18 protein-coding genes are annotated in these 18,865 nt (G+C 54.0%); 8 read left to right on the top strand and 10 right to left on the bottom strand.

What is annotated here, in order from left to right; translation table 11 throughout:
* Positions 1-74: 74 nt before the first annotated feature.
* Genes BN8_RS16280 through BN8_RS16270 form a run of 3 tightly spaced genes read left to right on the top strand, consistent with a single transcriptional unit; the run spans position 75 to position 3,132 of the window.
* On the top strand, positions 75-1,328 hold the full coding sequence (locus BN8_RS16280) for an MFS transporter (protein ID WP_009283009.1): 1,254 nt from the start codon (positions 75-77) through the stop codon (positions 1,326-1,328).
* 5 nt (positions 1,329-1,333) lie between these two features.
* Positions 1,334-2,248, top strand: a complete 915-nt coding sequence (locus BN8_RS16275; RefSeq protein WP_009283008.1) for a Gfo/Idh/MocA family protein — start codon at positions 1,334-1,336, stop codon at positions 2,246-2,248.
* Positions 2,245-3,132 (top strand): glycosyltransferase family A protein, encoded by an 888-nt coding sequence (locus BN8_RS16270; protein WP_040006167.1) that lies wholly within the window; start codon positions 2,245-2,247, stop codon positions 3,130-3,132. The genes BN8_RS16275 and BN8_RS16270 overlap by 4 nt, the downstream gene beginning before the upstream one ends.
* On the opposite strand, the gene BN8_RS32535 is transcribed toward BN8_RS16270, so the two are convergent.
* Together BN8_RS32535 and BN8_RS16265 are read right to left on the bottom strand one after the other, a co-directional pair.
* A complete protein-coding gene (locus BN8_RS32535; RefSeq protein WP_009283007.1) occupies positions 3,041-3,619 on the bottom strand; it encodes a dTDP-4-dehydrorhamnose 3,5-epimerase family protein in 579 nt (192 codons plus the stop codon). The genes BN8_RS16270 and BN8_RS32535 overlap by 92 nt on opposite strands.
* 153 nt (positions 3,620-3,772) lie before the next feature.
* The gene (locus tag BN8_RS16265) at positions 3,773-3,982 is read right to left on the bottom strand and encodes a hypothetical protein (protein WP_009283006.1); all 210 of its coding nucleotides are present in this window, start codon (positions 3,980-3,982) and stop codon (positions 3,773-3,775) included.
* 198 nt (positions 3,983-4,180) lie between these two features.
* On the opposite strand from BN8_RS16265, the gene BN8_RS16260 reads away from it, so the two are divergent.
* Together BN8_RS16260 and BN8_RS16255 are read left to right on the top strand one after the other, a co-directional pair.
* Positions 4,181-5,044 carry an SMP-30/gluconolactonase/LRE family protein gene (locus tag BN8_RS16260; protein WP_009283005.1) on the top strand — a complete coding sequence of 288 codons (864 nt, stop codon included), beginning with the start codon at positions 4,181-4,183 and terminating at the stop codon, positions 5,042-5,044.
* Between the two features lie 82 nt (positions 5,045-5,126).
* Positions 5,127-6,245, top strand: a complete 1,119-nt coding sequence (locus BN8_RS16255) for an acyltransferase family protein (protein ID WP_009283004.1) — start codon at positions 5,127-5,129, stop codon at positions 6,243-6,245.
* 139 nt (positions 6,246-6,384) lie between these two features.
* On the opposite strand, the gene BN8_RS16250 is transcribed toward BN8_RS16255, so the two are convergent.
* The 6 genes from BN8_RS16250 to BN8_RS16230 all read right to left on the bottom strand — a co-directional run bounded on the left by BN8_RS16250 (position 6,385) and on the right by BN8_RS16230 (position 13,631).
* Positions 6,385-7,059 (bottom strand): hypothetical protein, encoded by a 675-nt coding sequence (locus tag BN8_RS16250; RefSeq protein ID WP_009283003.1) that lies wholly within the window; start codon positions 7,057-7,059, stop codon positions 6,385-6,387.
* A gap of 166 nt (positions 7,060-7,225) precedes the next feature.
* Positions 7,226-8,302 carry an aminotransferase class V-fold PLP-dependent enzyme gene (locus BN8_RS16245; protein ID WP_009283002.1) on the bottom strand — a complete coding sequence of 359 codons (1,077 nt, stop codon included), beginning with the start codon at positions 8,300-8,302 and terminating at the stop codon, positions 7,226-7,228.
* 98 nt (positions 8,303-8,400) lie between these two features.
* The gene (gene serA, locus BN8_RS16240; protein ID WP_009283001.1) at positions 8,401-10,401 is read right to left on the bottom strand and encodes a phosphoglycerate dehydrogenase; all 2,001 of its coding nucleotides are present in this window, start codon (positions 10,399-10,401) and stop codon (positions 8,401-8,403) included.
* A 33-nt stretch (positions 10,402-10,434) separates the two neighbouring features.
* Entirely contained in the window at positions 10,435-10,581 is a 147-nt protein-coding gene (locus tag BN8_RS33920) for a HepT-like ribonuclease domain-containing protein (protein WP_009283000.1), read from the bottom strand.
* Between the two features lie 13 nt (positions 10,582-10,594).
* Entirely contained in the window at positions 10,595-11,686 is a 1,092-nt protein-coding gene (locus tag BN8_RS16235) for a YheT family hydrolase (RefSeq protein ID WP_009282999.1), read from the bottom strand.
* Positions 11,687-11,837: 151 nt separating this feature from the next.
* Positions 11,838-13,631, bottom strand: coding sequence for an acyl-CoA dehydrogenase (locus BN8_RS16230; RefSeq protein WP_040006166.1), 1,794 nt, complete (start codon positions 13,629-13,631; stop codon positions 11,838-11,840).
* Between the two features lie 149 nt (positions 13,632-13,780).
* Between BN8_RS16230 and BN8_RS16225 the strand changes: the two genes are divergently transcribed.
* Positions 13,781-14,308: a DUF2911 domain-containing protein gene (locus tag BN8_RS16225; RefSeq protein WP_009282997.1), complete on the top strand. Its 528-nt coding sequence runs from the start codon at positions 13,781-13,783 to the stop codon at positions 14,306-14,308.
* Positions 14,309-14,368: 60 nt separating this feature from the next.
* Here the strand turns inward: BN8_RS16225 and BN8_RS16220 are convergent, their stop codons facing one another.
* Complete coding sequence (locus BN8_RS16220; protein WP_009282996.1) at positions 14,369-15,097, bottom strand: 6-phosphogluconolactonase; 729 nt, start codon at positions 15,095-15,097, stop codon at positions 14,369-14,371.
* A gap of 63 nt (positions 15,098-15,160) precedes the next feature.
* Positions 15,161-16,564 carry an alkaline phosphatase D family protein gene (locus tag BN8_RS16215; RefSeq protein ID WP_040006165.1) on the bottom strand — a complete coding sequence of 468 codons (1,404 nt, stop codon included), beginning with the start codon at positions 16,562-16,564 and terminating at the stop codon, positions 15,161-15,163.
* A gap of 41 nt (positions 16,565-16,605) precedes the next feature.
* Here BN8_RS16215 and lysA point away from each other — a divergent pair, with 41 nt between their 5' ends.
* Together lysA and BN8_RS16205 are read left to right on the top strand one after the other, a co-directional pair.
* Positions 16,606-17,889: a diaminopimelate decarboxylase gene (lysA, locus tag BN8_RS16210; protein ID WP_009282994.1), complete on the top strand. Its 1,284-nt coding sequence runs from the start codon at positions 16,606-16,608 to the stop codon at positions 17,887-17,889.
* A gap of 84 nt (positions 17,890-17,973) precedes the next feature.
* Positions 17,974-18,687, top strand: coding sequence for a YebC/PmpR family DNA-binding transcriptional regulator (locus BN8_RS16205; RefSeq protein ID WP_009282993.1), 714 nt, complete (start codon positions 17,974-17,976; stop codon positions 18,685-18,687).
* Positions 18,688-18,865 lie beyond the last annotated feature (178 nt).

The raw sequence follows: 18,865 nt of genomic DNA, 5'->3' as shown, positions 1-18,865 counted from the left end.
TGAGTACTCCGGCACAAAATTCAGGATTAATCGGTTAATCAACGTAACCAACGTTGACTTGGTGATTCAACTTAATGACAACCGTTCCGCTTCCCAACGATCCCTACGCGTCTCTGCGTATTCCTGAGTTTCGCTATTTTATCATGAACAGCTTCCTGATAACGGCTACGTTGCTGATTCAGGAGGTTATTTTGGGGTATGAATTATACAAGATGACCCATGATCCACTGGCGCTGGGACTGGTCGGGCTGGCCGAAGCGATTCCGTTTATTGCGCTGTCGCTGTTTGGCGGGCATCTGGCCGACCGGTACGATAAAAAGCGGTTATTACAGTACAGTCTGCTGGTTATTATTCTGGGGTCTGTTATCCTGTATCTGGCGTTTCAGCCTTCGCTGGTCAGGCAGCTTACGCAGACGGCGCAACTGGCAGTGATTTATGGCGTGTTGATGCTGATCGGAACGGCCAAGGGCTTTTACTCGCCTGCCAGTTCATCGCTGAAGCCGTTTCTGGTGCCCCGACCGCTGTATCCCAATTCCGCTACCTGGAGCAGTTCGTTCTGGCAGGCCGGGGCTATTGCCGGACCAGGCGTAGCCGGATTTCTGTACAACTGGGTGGGTTTCGATAACACCCTGATCGTTATCATCGGCTTGCTCGTGGTATGTTTCCTGTTAATTACGCTCATTAAACGCCGGCCGGTACCAGTTAGCGATGCACCCGTACTGGGTTTTCGCGAGAGCCTGAAAGAAGGGTTTCAGTTTGTGTTCAAAACCCGCATCGTGCTCTACGCTATATCGCTCGATCTGTTTTCGGTGCTGTTTGGTGGCGTAGTGGCCATCCTGCCCGTGTTTGCCGAAGATATTCTGAAGGTAGGGGCCGAGGGGCTGGGCTTTCTGCGGGCAGCTCCGTCGGTGGGAGCCGTCGTGACGATGCTGCTCATGGCCAAATATCCACCCACGTATAATGCCTGGCGGAACATGCTGCTGGCCGTAGCAGGCTTCGGCGCTGCAACGCTAATTTTTGCCGTTTCTACCAATTTTTACCTGTCCCTGATCATGCTGGCCCTCACCGGCGCTTTCGACAGTGTCAGCGTGATTATCCGGCAGACAATCCTGCAAATCTTCCCGCCCGATCACATGCGTGGGCGTGTGGCGGCCGTGAATGGTATCTTTGTCAGCTCGTCTAATGAAATCGGTGCTTTTGAGTCTGGTCTGGCGGCTAGTCTGCTGGGGGCCGTACCATCCGTCATGCTGGGGGGCATTGTCACCCTGGTAGTTGTCGCCTTCGTGTACGCCCGGTCGAGGGAGTTGTTTGATGTTCGATTAAGCTGATTCCTATGCTTCACATTGGACTGCTCGGTTGCGGTATCTGGGGCCGGAACATACTGAACGATCTGATTACGCTCGGTGCTGCCGTGACGGTCTGCGATCCGGATGCCGATCGAAGGCAGCGGGCCCTGCAGCATGGGGCTTTGGCCGTAACGAACCAGCCCGATGCTCTTTGTAACTGCGATGGCCTTATTGTGGCGACGCCCGCTACGACGCACCTGACCGTACTGACGCAGATCAGATCATTCGGTAAACCCATCTTTGTCGAAAAACCGCTGACGACTTCCTATGCCGATGCGGTGGCCATTAGCCGGTTGTCGTTACCACCTACGTTCCTGATGCACATCTGGCGCTACCATGCCGGTGTTCAACTGCTCGGGGACCTGGCCCGCTCCGGCGAACTGGGGGAGGTATTGTTGCTGAAAACGACCCGTACCAACTGGACTAGCCCGCGCACCGATACGGATAGTCTGTGGACGCTGGCACCGCATGATCTCACCATTGGGCTGGAAATACTGGGACATATTCCAGCGCCCAGGGCAGCAATTGTGGAGCGGCACGGTACGGCGATTCGGAGCATGACTGCGCTACTGGGCAATCGGCCCGGATTAGTGATCGACGTATCGACCCGCTACGCGGATAAACGCCGGGAGGTCCGGCTTCATGGTACGGAGGGCGTAGCGGTGCTGGCAGATGAAACGGTCAATTACGTCGATATCTGGCGAGGAACCGACCAGACCCCACCCGACGCCCGTCTGCACGAACGTCGGTTTTTTGACGCAGCGCCCCCGCTGCAACGGGAACTGGCTGCTTTTCTGAACTATCTGCGAGGGGGAGAGCCACCGGTCAGCGATCTGGCCGAGGGGATTGAGGTGGTGCGGGTTCTGGAAGAATTAATAGCTTTGAGCCAAAAAAACGCATGAGCCTGACGGCCACAGTTCTTATTCCCACTACTACCGACCGGGGGCCATTGCTGCCGTTCTGCGTTGGCAGCGTGTTGCGGCAAACGGTGCCGGATCTGGAGGTGTTCATCATCGGCGATGGGGTAAACGACCAGACACGCGACACCATCCACGACTTGATGCGGCAGGATGCCCGAATTCGTTTCTTCGATTACCCAAAACACCCGCGTCGGGGGGAGGTATATCGGCACGAAGCGCTGCAGGAAGCCAGGGGCCGGCTGGTTGCCTACCTCTGCGACCGCGACCTGTGGCTACCGAACCACCTGCAAACGCTGGACCGGCTGCTGGAAACGGGTAATCTGGCGGCCACGAACTTTTACCAGGTTCGGCGCGACCAGCGGCTGTTTATACCGTATCGACCCACCAAAGCCGACGTAGCCGTGCAGGCCATTCTATCGGCCGTTGGACATACCCTCGATTTCTACCGGTCACTGCCATACGGCTGGCGAACAACCCCGGCCGGCATCCCAACCGATCGGTATATGTGGCAACAGATGCTGGCCCAGCCGGATTGCCGGCCGGTGGCGGGTTGGCTACCGACCCTGTTGTATTTTAAACGGGGCGGGCACCCTGGCTGGAGTACGCAGCAACGCTACGAGGAGCTAAAGCCCTGGAGCGCCCGACTGGAGCAGCCGGATGGTATAGATGCGGTAGTCGATCAGGCGTTGATGCACCTGATTCAGGATCGAAATCACATGCGGTTATCGTGGCTGGCCCTGCGAGGCCGTAGCCTGTCAGAACTGCCAGGCTGGTTTAGCTGGAAGGTGCAGCGTTGGCTAAATCCGCCAGCAGATGACGCAGCGGAGGAAAGCTATTGGCCCGATCTGAAAGAATCGGGTCGGTAATACCCCAGGTAATGCCCAGATCCGGATCATCCCAGCGACAACCGTGGTTGTCGTCGTGGCCATAGTCGACAAACGATTCCGATACGGCCTGCAAATGAACCGACGGCGTGAAGAAATACCAGCCGTGCAGCAAACCCCTTGGAAAAACAATTGCTTTCAGATCCGTACCGAACAACTCATACAGTGCCCATTGGTTGCGGGTCGGCGAGTCGGGCCGGGCGTCGTATAAACCCACGAGGCAATGCCCCTCGATCAGGCAAAAATACTCGTCGTGGCGCTGGTGCAGGTGCATGCCCCGAAACACATTCGGTTCAGAGCGGACCAGACTCCATTGCGTTGGCGTCAGGCAGGTACTCCAGTATTGCTGGAAAACTTCGGTGAACGAGCCGCGTTGGTCCTGATGTTCGGTAAGTGACTTACAGTCAACACCGGCCAGTGGCTGACCGGCCGAAAGACCAGGAGAGGAAGGGTGGATTTCTACTATCATCAAGGGCAGATATGTGGCAGATCGGCCCTAAATTACGTAATTGTAAACAAAAATTGCAGGGAGAAAGCGATTTGGCGTCTGAATGTAACAATGTGCCATGGCATCCGTCATGCTGGGGTAGGGGGGGCCGGCATGACGGATGAGGACACACAATCAGGCTCTGGCAGACGGATACTCAAGTTCCCGAATAAACGTATTGACGTCGATCTGCTCGTTGAGCAATACCCTGACGTTAAAAATTTCCCAGAAAAGTTCGTCTGATACCTGGTAATCACGTTGCAGCCGGATCATGTCACGGATGCTTTCCTTTAGCTGTAACGTGGGTGTCTGAGACCACGTAGCGAGAGACTGTTGTTGTTCCATAACCCTGTTTTGTTTTTGTGTGCGAGGTAGTAAACGAGTTCATTTTCAGATTGTTTGATTAAATTTTTTGCGTTCTTGATCGATTGGTTGGAATAATTCTATGGTTTCCACCATTTTTGAAACGTATACACTATAAAGCCCCCTTTTTTTGCAATAAAATTTTTTGCGTTTTTTGTCATACTATATCCTAGTGGTTCTATGAAGATTGTTACCTTAACCGCACTCCTGGCCAGCCTTGGACTGGCTGCTTTGTCTCCCGCCTTCAAGCCGAAGCCCATGAAGCTCGTGAAAGCCTGGGAAACTGATACCACCCTCCGTACGCCCGAATCGGTGCTGTACGACGACAAAGCCAAGGTGCTATACGTAGCCAATATTGATGGGAAGCCCGATGGCCTGGATGGAAATGGGTTTATCTCGAAAGTATCGCTCGACGGAAAGATTGAAAACCTCCGCTGGACATCAGGGCTGAATGCACCCAAAGGCATGGGGCTTTACAAAAACCGGTTGTACGTGACCGATGTGTACCGATTGGTGGCGATCAATGTCGAAACCGGCCAGGCCGAGAAAACCTGGGATGCAGTTGATACCAAAGCCGCTTTTCTGAACGACGTTACGGTAGCTAAAGATGGGACGGTGTACGTTTCCGACAGCCGCTTCAATAAACTCTACCGCCTGAAAGACGACAAGTGGGAGGTGCTGATGGAGGGTGATCAACTGAACAACCCGAACGGGGTGCTGGCGGTCGACAAGAACCGACTGATGGTCGGCAGCACGAAAATCGGTGCGCTGCGGGCGCTCGATCTCAATACGAAAACCATGACGACCATTGCAGATGGTATGGCCGCCACGGATGGTATCGTTCCGGAGGGTAAAGGCAACTTTTTCGTTTCTGACTGGAACGGCCAGATTTTCCACGTCAGCGCCGACGGCACCAGGCAGCAACTGCTCGACACCCGCGGCCAGAAGATCAACTCGGCCGATATCGAGTACGTTGCGGGCCGTAAGCTGCTGGTTGTCCCTACGTTTTTTACCAATAGGCTGGTGGCTTACCGCGTAGAATAGGAACATCCATCTACTAAATTTCATTGCGAAGTTGGGGGGAGTTCGGTAACCTTGCTGATACGTCTCGCTTTCTGCTACCGTTATGCGCTTCCCCCAACTAACATTTACCCGCTTCATTGCGGCCATGATCGTGCTGCTGTTTCACTTCGGACACTCCGAAGCGATGCTGGCGGTCCCGTTCTTCGGCCACATTCTCGAGTACGCCAATTCGCTGCTCAGCTACTTTTTCGTGCTGACGGGTTTTCTGCTGATCGTGTCGATCGTACGCAACGGCGAAGCACCGAAGGCTATCCCCTCCAAGCTGTTCTGGATAAATCGCTTTGCCCGGATTTACCCCCTCCACATTCTGGCCTTGGTAATGACCATCGGCTTGCAACTGGCCGTTGTGAGCTATAATCCTACGGCCGATGTCCCCCCGCTGCGGGCCGATAAAGTGATTCTGAGCGCCCTGCTGCTGCACGCCTGGTATCCCGACTACGCCCTGATTTACAACTACGTAAGCTGGACGCTTTGCATCGAGGTGCTGCTTAGCCTGCTGGCACCGGCTCTCTACGGCTGGATGAACAAGCAGGAAACGCCGACGCTGGTCCGTAACATCATACTGATCTGGGTGGCTAGCCTAATGGTACATTTTGTCTGTGTTCAGAGCGGGATGCCGGTCGACTGGGGCTTCTACTGGCCTCCGTTCCACGTACCGGAATTCATTGTTGGGATGCTTGGCGGATTCGTTATGGTACGTCACTACCCACAGTTGAAAGCCGGTGTCTCAAAAGTCCACATGGCTGCCTGGGCCGGAGGGGTAGCAATGCTGCTTATCATGGGATTTGCCACACAGGTACTGTTCAAAAACAGCATCATTTTCGCGCCGGTCTTCCTGTTCATCATCATGAGCATATGTCTTTCCGAGAACTGGCTCACCCGACTGATGAGCACCCGACCGCTCATATACCTCGGCGAGATTGGCTATGGTCTCTTCATTCTACAGGTGCCCGTGTCCATTCTGATGCTGTATTTCTTCGATGAATTCGTCGACTGGCCCTACAAATACGTGTGCGTCGCGTTCCTGGTCGTGCTGATTGCTGTGTCGGCGGCCGTGTACGAAGGCATGGAGAAGCCGATCCGCAACTATATGAAGAAGCAGCTTAAGAAGCGAATTGCCACGATGTCGCCGGAGCCCGCCGTTCAGAAAGTAGCCGCGTAAGAATACTGTTCACAGTTTAGGCAATGAGTCGCCCACTGTAAACAGTAAACCGTATAACTAAACTGGGACGGTGCCCTGGTGGTGTCAGGTTCCGAACCTGACACCACCAGGGCACCGTCCCAGTTTAGTTGTATAAGTATTACAACCGCTGCCCGGTCCGGCCGAAATAGTAGTTGATGCCGAATTTGAACCGGCCGCCTTTGCTACGTCCCGCTGCCGGGTCGACGCGGTCGTAGTAGTTGTTTTCAAACGCCCCTTCAAAGCCAAGGCTGGGTAGTATCCAGAACATGATGCCAATTTCCAGATTAACGCTGTTGTAGCGGGCTTTCTGGTCTTCCGGAATGTTGTCCGAGAACTCACGGCCGAAGTTATAGCCTGCCCCCAGGAAGCTGCTCACCCGCGTCCGGAACGGATAATACCGGACAAAAAGACCCGCCTGGCGTGCCCGATAGCGTTCGCCGACCCGACGATCAAAATCGTAGCGAAGGCCACCCATGAATCCCTCCTGAAAAAAATAACCGGCGCGGGTGTTCAGGGCCAGGTAGGCATTGCCACCGCCCGTCCCGACGCCCAGACCACCGCCAATAAAGACACTGCCCGGCTGAAACCAGTCCAGTTGGTTATTGCGGATGTAGGCACGGCTTTCTTCAACTTCTTCTTCGATATCCTCCTTAACCTTATTCGCTTTCTGTCGGATTTCCTGCTCGGTTTCGTTGCTGATAATGGGTCGATCGCGGTTTGTCGAATCGTTCTGCGCGAATGCAGTTGCTGACATACACAGCAATATGGTTGACGTAATCAATACAGATTTCATAGTCGTTGAGTTATACGTTCTTGTGTATCTGATACCACTAACTCTTTAACAAAAAAAGAAATCTAAGGTTTATGGCTTTAAATGGATATTATCGGTAAAATGCAATAAAAAAGTCCTCTGTTGATCAACAGAGGACTTTTTACTCTATAATGTTTAATTCTGATGCTTACTTTTTTAATTGGTCAATAAGGGCCGTTACCTGTTCAATCGTCGTTGCCGGAAAATTGGCGATGCGTATCTGCGATTCCTTAAACTTGCCATAACCGCTGCCTACAATCATATTGGCCTGCTTTGCCGCGTTGATTACGTCGGCAGAAGGCTGCTTCGTTTTTGCTACAATGACTGTCTGCGAGCGGTGCCGTTCTTCGCTTACGAATGGCTCATAGTCGGCGTGATTATCCAGGAATTTGTACAGCATCCGGGCTTTTTCCTCGGTTTGCCGACGGATGGTGTCGATGCCGATCCGGTTGAAATCTTCTGCAATTTTACCCAGAATGTAGATGGCCAGTACGTTCGGGGTAGCGGGCGTTTCGAACGTCTGGTAGTTTTTCCAGAGCGTCGGCAGCGTATGATGGGCACCAATCGTCATGCTATCGTATCGTTGCAGGCGCTCGGCCTTTTCCAGGCAGGACTTCCCGGCGATCCAGACACCGAGTCCGGCGGGCATACCGAATGCTTTCTGCACCGAAAAGAAGGCCGAATCGATAATGCTGAAGTCCAGATCGGGGTAGGGGGCCGACGAAACAATATCCACGCAGAACAGCTTCTTGCTGTATTTCCGTTTGAGTTTATGGATTTCGGCCGGCCGCATCTGCACCCCCGACGAGGTTTCATTATGGGTCACGCACACCAGTTCAGCATACTCCGGCACCTCTACGTCGGCATAGTCGAAGCCCTCGCCAAACGGCTTTTCGTAGAGATGGGCGTATTTGTGCAAGGATTGCGCATAATCGTAGAACTTTCTCGAAAACGACCCGTTGACCAGATGAAAGCTCTCGTGCTCGACGCAGTTGAGTAGTATCCGCTCCCACACTTCCGACGCCGAACCGGTGAAGAAAATACCGTGCGTTGCCGGAATATCCAGCAGGATACGGAGTTGCTCGTCGGTGTGCTTATAAATATCCCGGAACTTCTGGCTGCGGTGCGAAATTGAGCCGATCTGCTCATCCAGCGCCGTTTGCAGGTGTTGATAAAACGTTGGATACAACTCGGCCGGGCCGGGCGTGAAGTAGGTGTTTTTCATAGGGAGGAAAGGAGGAAGGAGAAAAGGAGGAAGGGAAGGGGCAAGGGCGCACTGTTGCTTTCCCTTTCCTCCCCTTCCTCCTTTCTGCCCTCCTCCTTTTAATACAACATTCTGAACTTGATGGTATTATCAATATTCTTTAACTCCTGCACGACCTCGTCGGAGTAGTCTTTGGCGATGTCGGTAATAACATACCCAATCTGCTCAGTCGTTTTCAGGTACTGACCCTGAATGTTGATGTGATACTTGCCGAAGATGTTATTGATCTGCGCCAGAATGCCCGGTACGTTGGCGTGGATGTGCAGCAGTCGATGCGACCCCTTCAGCAAGGGAAGCTGCAGTTCGGGGAAGTTGACGCTGCCGTAGGTGCTGCCGTTGTTGATGTATTCGAGCAGCTTACCCGGCACAAAGTTGCCGATGTTCTCCTGTGCTTCTTCTGTGCTTCCACCAATGTGCGGGGTCAGGATAACGTTCGGCAGGTTGCGCAGATCGCTCATGAACTCCTCCTGGTTGGTTTTGGGCTCGTAGGGAAATACGTCGATGCCGGCTCCAGCTACCTTTCCGCGCTCGATGGCATCGACCAGTGCCGGAATATCTACGATATGGCCCCGCGACAGGTTGAGGAAAATGACCCCATTCTTCATCATCCCGAACTCCCGGTAGCTGATCAGGTTCTTATTGTCCTTCCGGCCGTCGGTGTGCAGGCTGATGATGTCCGAAACCGCCAGCAACTCGTCCAGCGACTTGCATTTGCGGGCGTTGCCAAGGGCCAGTTTGTCCACTACGTCGTAGAAGTACACTTCCATGCCCAGGGCTTCGGCCACAACCGAGAGCTGCGTACCGATGTTGCCGTAGCCGATCAGGCCCAGCTTCTTGCCCCGCACCTCAAAGCTATTCTTTGCCGATTTGTCCCAAACGCCCTGGTGCATCAGGTTGCTCTTGGGAACGATGTTCCGGATGAGCATGATAATCTCACCGATGGCCAGCTCCACCACCGACCGGGTGTTGCTGTAGGGCGCGTTGAACACCGCAATGCCTTTTTCGGTGCAGGCTTCGAGGTCGATCTGGTTCGTACCGATGCAGAACGCACCAATGGTCATCAGCTTATTGGCGCTGTCAATGACCCGGCGCGTTACCTGTGTTTTCGACCGGATACCCAGGATATGAACGCCCTGAATCGCTTGGATCAACTCGTCTTCGTCGAGGGCGCCTTTGCGAATCTCGACGTTGAAGCCTTCCTGCTCGAATAACTGTACGGCTACCGGGTGTACGTTTTCCAGCAGCAGTACGTTGATCCGGCTCTTCGGATACGACTGGCTACGGCTCAGCTTGTTTTCAAACAGAAAGTCGTCCAGAGAAGGCGAGATCGAGTCTGCTTTCTCGATTACTTTCGGACGGACTACGTTCTCCGTAAATGCATAAAATTTATTGGCCAGCCCAGCCTCACGTATTTCGTAGTCGGTGTAGCCATCGCCAATGACGTATACGTCGCCGTCGAGGTTCAGGTCGCGGATGAGTTTCACCTTGCCTTTGTCGGTCGAGAGCGGATTATCGCAGTCGCAGCCGGTAATGTTACCCGCTTCGTCGAACTCGAATGTATTGGCAAATACGTGCTCTTCCTTGATACCCAGCGCTGTAACGATGGGAACGATGAACTCTTTGAAACCGCTCGACACAATGTAAATGCGGTCGGCGTTTTCAGTCAGAAAGGTTTTATTACGTTGAAATGAATCCGAAATCTTACCCATCAGGGTTTCGATGAGCGCCGGCAGATGATCCCGGTGCGCATTCAGCAGTCCCAGCCGAAGTCGAAGCGATTCGGCCAGTGAGATTTCGCCCGACATACCCCGGTCGGTGATAACCTTGATCTGATTCAGCACATCGTCGCGGTCGGGCCGGCCGATGAGTGAGATTTCGCCCAGCACGTCGAGCGCTTCAACTTTCGTAAAAGTGCTGTCGAAATCGATGACAAAGTACGTTTGATCGGCCGGGCCACGATCGGCTGGGCCACGTTCGGCCGGGCCGCGCTCGGCTGAATTACGATCTGTCGGAGTTGGACCTTGGTCGGCTGTGCCAACGTTGGGAGCTTTGGTAAGCATAGTAGTATTCAGGCTGATTCAACAACTGAGTCGTCAGGCGACTCTTTTTAATATCTGTCCGATAGTTTGTTGAAGTGGAGGCAAAGGTACGGTTATAATTCGCCAAATAATCTCATAATCGATACCAAAGTAATCATGAACCGGAATGTGGCGGGTTTGTATGATACGTAACCACGCCATAGTCGGGTGCTGATCACGGAACGATATCTGGTTCCACTGGCTGCTTCAGAAACGATACGGCCCGCTCTTCCGACCAGTACGTACCGCTAATGCCGCCGGTCTTTGGGGGGAAGCCACAGTGGCCGCCCTGCTGTGGAAACTCCATCCATACGTTTGGTAGTTCCCGCGCCAGTTGTTCCGGAAAACACTCGGGCGACAGAAACGGGTCATTCCGGGCGTTGACAATGAGCGTCGGTACGGTAATCTTCGATACAAATTGCAGCGAACTATTGCGGGTGTAGTAATCAGTTACGTCCCGAAAGCCGTGGAGCGGGGCCGTGATCAGATCGTCAAATTCACGTACGGTCCGGGCTTTTCGTAAGCCGTTGATGTTGATTTTATCCGGCATCACCCTGGCTTTCTCGAACACCTTACGCTTGAGCGTCCGGCTGAATCGGTAGTTGTAAATGAGGCTATCCCAGGTTTCGAGTCGTTTGGTGGCGGTGATCAGGTCCAGTGGTACCGAAAACACGACGGCTCGTTGAATGGCCGGATGTACCGTTTCGCCCCGCTCACCGAGGTATTTGAGCGTTACGTTGCCGCCTGCGCTGAAACCGACCAGATACATCGTCGTATACCCTTTGCTGAGGGCGTACTGAATGACAATATCCAGATCGCTTGTTTCGCCGATGTGGTAGAACCGGGCCTGCCGATTGAGTTCGCCACTGCACGAGCGGTAGTGCCACGCCAGACAGTCGAAGCCGTTCTGGGTCAAATGCCGAACCATGCCCGCCAGATACGGCCGGGTCGTGTCGCCTTCGAGACCGTGGGAGAGGATGGCCAAGGGCGGTTTTGAGAGTGGGGCCTGGGACACAGAGCTTATGCCTTCATACGCTGCCTCCCTCGCCCTAAGCCCCATGCCTTCAGCTCCATGCCTATTACCCCCAGCCCCACGCCCCAAACCCTCAGCCCAGTCCAGATCCAGAAAATCATCGTCGGGCGTGTCGATACGTTCGCGGGTGTAGGAAACCGTAACCTTGCGGAACAAGGAGGGAGCAATCGTTTGCAGGTGGCCGTTCCAAAGCCGGGCCGGTGGCTGATAACTCGATGGAGTAATCAAGGGCATTCGACAACGCAGTTGACTAAACTGCAAAGGTACAAGGTTATCAGCATGCGACCGATTAAAAGTATAGAATGCCCAATAACCTGCTGTTATGCCTGGTTAAATCAACCGTAAAGGCTCTTATTGAAAAAGCCTTTACGGTTGATTTAATTACCTAGAGCGCCAGCTCTTTCTCCGACACGATTGTCAGCACTTCCGTATCTTTCAGCCGAACGGCAAGTCCCAGCGTTTTGGGTACTTCGTAGTGGAAGAAAAACTTCATTGTGTGAATTTTGCCTTCGTAAAAGGCCAGTTCGTCGCCCTGTGGATTCTGGGTGAGGAGGGCCTGTTTTGCCACGACAGCCTGCTTCAGCCACTGCCAGGCTACGACTACGATACCCATCAGTTCGAGGAACAACGTAGCGTCGGACAGGTAGCGTTCGATATTTCCCTGCTGTGCGTGAGGCATCAGGGCTATCATAACGTCCTGTGTTCGTTTCAACTCGGCCGTGAGCTGGTCGGCGTACGGCTTCAGATCGTCGAACGTACCAGCTTCAGCAATGGTTTTGCTTATTTCGGCGAATAGCAACTGCGGAGCCTTGCCGCCCTTCATAGTCATCTTCCGACCCAGCAGGTCCTGTGCCTGAATGCCCGTTGTGCCCTCGTAGATGGGTGTAATGCGAATGTCGCGGTAAAGCTGTTCCACCGGAAAATCTTCCGTGTAGCCGTACCCGCCAAACGTCTGCACACTCTGACTCACCGACTGAACGCCCATCTCCGAGGGGTATGATTTGGCCATCGGCATCAGCAGGTCGAGCAGCAGGAAGGCGTTTTCTTTCTCTTCGCCCTCGGCTACCTGGCTGATGTCGTAGAGCCGGGCCGCTTCGAGCAGCAGCGACAGGGCTCCTTCGGTAACGGCTTTCTGAAACAGCAGCATCCGCCGAACGTCGGGGTGGTTGATGATGGGCGTTTGCGGACTGTCAAGCTGGCTCTTTTCGTTCAGCCGACGGCTTTGCGGCCGTTCTCTGGCGTACTGAAGGGCCGCGTGATAAGCCGCCGTAGCGATGGCTGCGGCTGTCATACCCACCCCAATCCGGGCCTCGTTCATCATCTGGAACATATACGGCAACCCGTGGTGCGGCTCACCGACAAGGTAACCGACGCAATCGTCGTGCTCACCCATCGTCAGGTGCATGGCCGGAACCCCGTGCTGACCCATTTTGTGGTAAATCCCCGTTGACGTAACGTCGTTATCGGTGCCGTCGAGCCGGTATTTCGGTACCACAAACAGCGAAATACCCTTAGTCCCCTTGGGTGCTCCTTCGATGCGGGCCAGCATCAGGTGAATGATGTTATCGGTGGCATCGTGGTCGCCGGCCGAAATAAAAACTTTCTGCCCCTTGATCTTGAAAGTGCCATCGGGTTGCGGATAAGCGGTCGTAACAACGTCGGATAGAGAGGAGCCTGCCTGCGGTTCGGTAAGGGCCATAGTGCCCTGCCACGTACCGGCCAGCATGTTGGGTACGTACGCTGCCTGCAACGCCGGCGAACCAAATGACGTGATGAGGTGAGCCGCCCCCGATGTGAGGCCGGTGTACATCATGCCGTTATTGGCCGCCATCAGGATGAAGCCAATGCTGGAACTGATCAGTTCCGGTAGCTGTTGCCCGCCGTGTTCGAAGGAGAATCCGGCGCCAATCAGGCCGGCATCGCCCATGGCTTTGAGGTATTCTTTGATTTTTGGATGCACCGTCACCTGGCCGTTTTTGAGCTCCGGCTGGTTCTTGTCAATCTCCTTCAGATATGGATGCATGAGGGTGTCGGCAATGTAGGTTGCCGAGTCCAGAGCCAGATTGAAGGTCTCCCGATCATGGGCACTGAAGTACTCATATTGAGTCAGTTCCTCAGCCCGAAAGACTTCGTGGAGCAGAAACTGCAGATTACGTTTGCTAAAATAAGTAGTTGCCATATGGACAGAACGGTTGAGGAAAGTGGTATGCATGCATACCATTAGTCAGTAAAAATACAGTAAATCTGCTTGTTATTTATATTGGACACCAAAAACTATCGTTTACTTTGTGTCGTATTCAACGATACTTACAAAACCAATTCGTACGTATGAAAAAGATCAGTGCCTTTCTGATTATCCTGTTTGCAATGGTATCCATGGCACAGGCTCAGGAAAAAAAGCCCCCCATGAGTCCACGTGTGACTACCGAAAGTCCTGACAGATCCATCAAAGTTGCTTATGGTCAGCCGTCGAAGCGGGGACGGGTAATTTTTGGTGATAAAGGTCTGGAAAAGTACGGTAAAGTATGGCGGACAGGCGCTAATGAAGCTACTGAGATTACGTTTAAGAATGACGTAATGTTTGGCGGTAAAATGGTAAAAGCCGGTACGTATACGCTTTATACGATTCCCAACGAGAAGGAGTGGACAGTCATTCTGAACAGCACGCTGGGGCAATGGGGCGCCTATGATTATGATAAAATCAAAGGCAGTGACGTCGCTCAGGTGAAAGTGCCGGTATCGGCGGCTAAAACGCCTATCGAGAAACTGACCATTACGCCCGCGAACAGCAGCATAACCATTGCCTGGGATAACATGACGGTGTCAGTACCCGTACAAAAGCACGGCCAGTCGTAGTAAAAAGACCAAACGTAGTAATCATTACTAAAAAACCGGCCACCTGGCCGGTTTTTTAGTTCAAGCCGGAAGCTGACTCCCGGCGGCTTCGTCAACCCAGACGTAGGCGTTGGAGTGGGTCTGCATGATGCTGGCCGGAACTTCCTCCGTTACGGGGCCGGTCAGGGCCTGATGTAGCATGGGGGCTTTTTGGGCACCGCTCACCAGCAAAATCACCTCGTGGGCTTCGGTCAGGTGGCGCAGCCCGATGGTGATGCCCTGCGTAAGGGTTGTTTCCTCGGCGAAATACTTCTGACCTACGGTTTTGGTGGTTTCGGCCAGTTCGACCACGTGGCAGTAGTTGGTAAAGGGCGTCCCCGGCTCATTCAGGGCAATATGGCCATTCATGCCCATTCCGACCAGCAGGAGATCCAGACCACCTCGCTCCAGAATAACGCGGTCGATGCGTTCGCACTCAGCCAGGAGATCGTCGGCTTTAGCGTTGAAATAGTAGATCTGCTCGGGGCGGAGCGCCAGGGGCGTCAGCAGGTCGCGGTACACGTAATACGAGCAGCTACCCATGTCGTCCGGTCCGAAGCCTACCCACTCGTCGAGACCAACGAACGTACACCGGCTCACATCGACCGCTCCGGCCTGCACCAGCGCGACAAACCGCCGATAGGTTTCGATGGGGGTATCGCCTGAGGCCAGGCAGATGATGGCGTCCGGTTTTTTGCGGATGATAGCGGCAATCCGTTCGGCTGCGTGTTGGGATAAGGTATTGTGGTCAGGGAAACGTTGTAGATTCATGGTAATTGGTAGTAGCTTTTGTAAGTCGCACAGGCTGATAACAGAGATACCGTAGCATCGGCCTCACTTCAGCTCACTGGCGCGAATGGTCCGGTTCCAGCGCTTCGTCCCCTTCTGGTCGTATACGTCGATGGTCAGCACCCGGTCTTTCAGTGGGCCGCTGACGCTGAACAGGCCGAAGTTACGGTCGGTTACGAGGGTGCCGTCTACGAAGGTAGGCTGCTGTAGTTCGTCGGGACGTGGTTTCGATGGGCCGGATGTCAGGGGCGAAATGGTCAGGTCGTAGAGGGGATACGTACCGGGCCGATCCAGTTTATGCACAATCGTATGATGGCGGTCGCCGGTGATGAACAGCACCCCCGGAATGTTGGCGTCGGCGATGGCTTTGAGCAACTGGTCGCGTTCGGTGCCGTACATCGAGTAATTCTCAAACGCTTTCACTGGATTGATGACCTGTCCACCCGTTACGATGAACTTGAACGTAGCGCGGCTGAAGCGAAGGGCGTCGATCAGCCAGGTGAGCTGCTTCTGTCCAAAATACACTTTTTCCGGTCCATCGGGCATCTCATTGGGGGCGCGGAACGTGCGGTCGTCGAGCAGAAAAAACTGGCAATCCTGCCAGAAGAACGTACCGGTGCAACCCTCGTCAAAGATGAAATTAGGGTTCGCCCAGAACAGTTTGAAGGCTTCGAGGGTAACCGGTTTAATCCAGTAGCTACGGTCCGAATCGTTGGGGCCGTAATCGTGATCGTCCCAGATGGCGTAGTTGTGGGAAGCGGCCAGCAGCGGCTGCATTTCGGGCAGCGACCGGGTGTGGGTATACCGGCGCAGGACACCCGTGCGGGAATTCCAGTCCACTTCGCGGGTATACGTATTGTCGCCGGTCCAGAGCATGAAATCCGGTTTCTGAGCGGCCAGCGCCGTGAAGATTTCGTAGCCGTCGCCGTAGGGCGTCCCGGGGCGGTCAACGGCCGGTTCGTTGACGTACGTGCAGCTTCCGACGCCGAACCGAAACGCCGGGGGATCGGTCCGCCACTGCCACAGGTTTTGGGTTTGGAACTGAGTCGGGTAGGGCAGGCTCGCCTTTCGGCCCTCGATCAACACGTCGTACGCGTACTTTTTGCCGGGTTCCACCTGATCGGCGAGCAGGTGGGCTGTAAAAGCCGTTTTGGCCTCCGTCCTGACTTCGTTGGTGAGACGCGCCTGCGTTGGATTACCCGGTTCGTAGTAGCGAATCTGGACGCGGGCGGGCTGTTTGGTTTGTACCCAGAGCATGACTTCCCGCATTTCGGAGTAGCCCACCATCGGCCCAGACTGGATGGTCCCGGACTGGATAGTTCCGGACTGGGAGGGCCGGGATGTGGCACTGGTCGTCGATGCTGCTTTGGGTGGTACCTGCCCAAACGACAGACTTACCGCTACGATCCACCAAATCAACAACAAGAGTACGCGGCTAATTTTGTACATGGGAGAAAGATAAAGTAATTTTGCGGTTCGTTTCATGAACCATGCATATTGACAATCAAGGCTCGGCAACTACGACGGGCCGCTATCAGATTCAGGGCGTTGACGTACTACAGATTGCCGACCAGTTTGGCCTGCCACTCTATGTGTACGATGCCGACAAAATTATCGAAAAAATCAGCTTGCTCCGGACTTCGTTCCGCGGAGTTAATCTCAAAATAAAGTACGCGGCCAAAGCACTGACGAACCTGTCCATCCTGAAACTTATGCGGCAGCAGGGAATCGATGTGGAGGTTGTTTCGGTCAACGAAGGACGACTGGCTTTGCTGGCCGGGTTTGAGCCGACGCAGATTATGTACACCCCGAGCGGTAATGCCTGGTCCGAAATCCAGGAAGCAATCGGGATGGGGCTACAACTGAACGTCGACAGTCTGCCTCTGCTGGAGCAGATCGGCCAGACCTACGGCAGTCAGTACCCCATTGCCCTACGGATCAATCCGAGCATTGCGGAAGGCGGGAACTTCAAGATTCAGACCGGCCACGGCGATTCCAAATTTGGTATTCCGAACGACTACCGGGTGCAGATCAAAGGGCTCATCGAGCAGTATAACATTCCGGTCGTAGGACTGCACATCCATACCGGATCGGACTTCAAAGACGGCAATACGTTCCTGAAGATTGCCGACGTGCTGTTCGACATGGCCGCTGATTATCCGAACCTGCGCTTCATTGATTTCGGAAGCGGCTTCAAAGTGCCGTATCATCCGGGCGATTATGCCACCGACCTGGCCGATCTGGGCGCTAAGGTTTCTTCGGCGTTCCGGGCGTTCTGCGAACGCTACGGCCGTGAACTGGAGCTTTGCTTTGAGCCGGGTAAACTGCTGGTGAGCGAGAGCGGTCACCTGCTGGTGGGCGTTAACGTCGTAAAAGAAAACCCGTCACGGACGTTCGTGCAGGTCGATTCGGGCCTCAACCACCTGATCCGCCCGATGATGTACGACGCCTACCACCACATCAGGAACGTATCGAACCCGACCGGACCAGAGCGCCTGTACACGGTCGTAGGCTATATCTGCGAAACCGATACGTTTGCTACCGACCGGTCGCTGCCGGAGGTTCGACCCGGCGATGTGCTATCGTTTGAGAATGCGGGTGCCTATGGCTTTAGTATGGCCTCAACCTACAATTCACGGGTGCGTCCTGCCGAGGTGCTGGTATACGACGGAACGCCGTATCTGATCCGGCAGCGCGAAACATTCGAGGATTTGCTGCGTGGTCAGGTGGATGTGCCTGTGCTGAATGCGGACGTAATTGAGCAAACCATATAGTTTGTGGTTTGTCGTTGTCTGCTTGATGTAACGACAACTCCAAATCACAACTCAAAAACTGTCAACTGAAAACCCTTTAGTACAATGGGAAGAGCGTTTGAATACCGGAAAGCGCGCAAAATGAAGCGGTGGGGTCAAATGGCCAAGACCTTCACCCGAATTGGTAAAGATATTGTGATTGCTGTTAAGAACGGCGGTCCTGATCCCGATACGAACGGACGGCTACGGGCGGTTATCCAGAACGCCAAAGCGGCCAACATGCCGAAGGATAACGTCGAGCGGGCCATCAAGAAAGCATCGTCGAAGGAGCAGGAGGATTACAAAGAGATTGTATACGAAGCCTATGCGCCCCACGGCATTGCCCTGGTGATTGAAACCGCTACAGACAACCACAACCGGACGGTTGCCAACATCCGCAGCTACCTCAACAAACTGGGAGGGAGCCTGGGTACACAAGGGATGCTTGATTTTATGTTCGATCGTAAAAGCGTATTCCGAATTTCGGCCGAAGGTGTTGATCAGGAAGAGCTTGAGTTCGAGCTGATTGACGTAGGGGGCGAAGAAGTCGAACTGGACGAAGAAACCAATCAGTACGTCATCTATGGCGAATTTACGGCTTTCGGCGCTATTCAGAAGTTCCTCGAAGAAAAGGGGTACGAGATTAAGCAGGCCGAATTCGAACGGATTCCCAACGATTACAAAGAGCTGACCGACGAGGAAGTTGCCGATGTTGAGAAGCTAATCGAGCGCATCGAAGAAGACGACGATGTGCAGAACGTTTATCATAATATGCGGTAAAGAAGGAGGAAGGGAGAAAAGGGAGGAGAGGAGGAAGGGGAGTGCTTGCTGGTTGACTAGCGCATTCCCCTTCCTCCTCTCCTCCCTTTCCTCCTTTCTCCCCCTTCCTTCCTATCTCATCGATACACCATCCCGGATGAGCTACACCCAGCCCTTGAGCACCTGCGGGGGGGCGTTG

It is taken from the genome of Fibrisoma limi BUZ 3, from assembly GCF_000296815.2.
GTDB classification, from domain to species: domain Bacteria; phylum Bacteroidota; class Bacteroidia; order Cytophagales; family Spirosomataceae; genus Fibrisoma; species Fibrisoma limi.
Note: the sequence above shows the minus strand (reverse complement) of the source record. Positions and strands in the feature narration are given on the sequence as shown.

Coding starts and splice junctions, on each gene's coding strand:
- BN8_RS16280 (WP_009283009.1), top strand. CDS start 75: ATGACAACCGTTCCGCTTCCCAACGATCCCTACGCGTCTCTGCGTATT.
- BN8_RS16275 (WP_009283008.1), top strand. CDS start 1,334: ATGCTTCACATTGGACTGCTCGGTTGCGGTATCTGGGGCCGGAACATA.
- BN8_RS16270 (WP_040006167.1), top strand. CDS start 2,245: ATGAGCCTGACGGCCACAGTTCTTATTCCCACTACTACCGACCGGGGG.
- BN8_RS32535 (WP_009283007.1), bottom strand. CDS start 3,619: ATGATAGTAGAAATCCACCCTTCCTCTCCTGGTCTTTCGGCCGGTCAG.
- BN8_RS16265 (WP_009283006.1), bottom strand. CDS start 3,982: ATGGAACAACAACAGTCTCTCGCTACGTGGTCTCAGACACCCACGTTA.
- BN8_RS16260 (WP_009283005.1), top strand. CDS start 4,181: ATGAAGATTGTTACCTTAACCGCACTCCTGGCCAGCCTTGGACTGGCT.
- BN8_RS16255 (WP_009283004.1), top strand. CDS start 5,127: ATGCGCTTCCCCCAACTAACATTTACCCGCTTCATTGCGGCCATGATC.
- BN8_RS16250 (WP_009283003.1), bottom strand. CDS start 7,059: ATGAAATCTGTATTGATTACGTCAACCATATTGCTGTGTATGTCAGCA.
- BN8_RS16245 (WP_009283002.1), bottom strand. CDS start 8,302: ATGAAAAACACCTACTTCACGCCCGGCCCGGCCGAGTTGTATCCAACG.
- serA (WP_009283001.1), bottom strand. CDS start 10,401: ATGCTTACCAAAGCTCCCAACGTTGGCACAGCCGACCAAGGTCCAACT.
- BN8_RS33920 (WP_009283000.1), bottom strand. CDS start 10,581: ATGGCGTGGTTACGTATCATACAAACCCGCCACATTCCGGTTCATGAT.
- BN8_RS16235 (WP_009282999.1), bottom strand. CDS start 11,686: ATGCCCTTGATTACTCCATCGAGTTATCAGCCACCGGCCCGGCTTTGG.
- BN8_RS16230 (WP_040006166.1), bottom strand. CDS start 13,631: ATGGCAACTACTTATTTTAGCAAACGTAATCTGCAGTTTCTGCTCCAC.
- BN8_RS16225 (WP_009282997.1), top strand. CDS start 13,781: ATGAAAAAGATCAGTGCCTTTCTGATTATCCTGTTTGCAATGGTATCC.
- BN8_RS16220 (WP_009282996.1), bottom strand. CDS start 15,097: ATGAATCTACAACGTTTCCCTGACCACAATACCTTATCCCAACACGCA.
- BN8_RS16215 (WP_040006165.1), bottom strand. CDS start 16,564: ATGTACAAAATTAGCCGCGTACTCTTGTTGTTGATTTGGTGGATCGTA.
- lysA (WP_009282994.1), top strand. CDS start 16,606: ATGCATATTGACAATCAAGGCTCGGCAACTACGACGGGCCGCTATCAG.
- BN8_RS16205 (WP_009282993.1), top strand. CDS start 17,974: ATGGGAAGAGCGTTTGAATACCGGAAAGCGCGCAAAATGAAGCGGTGG.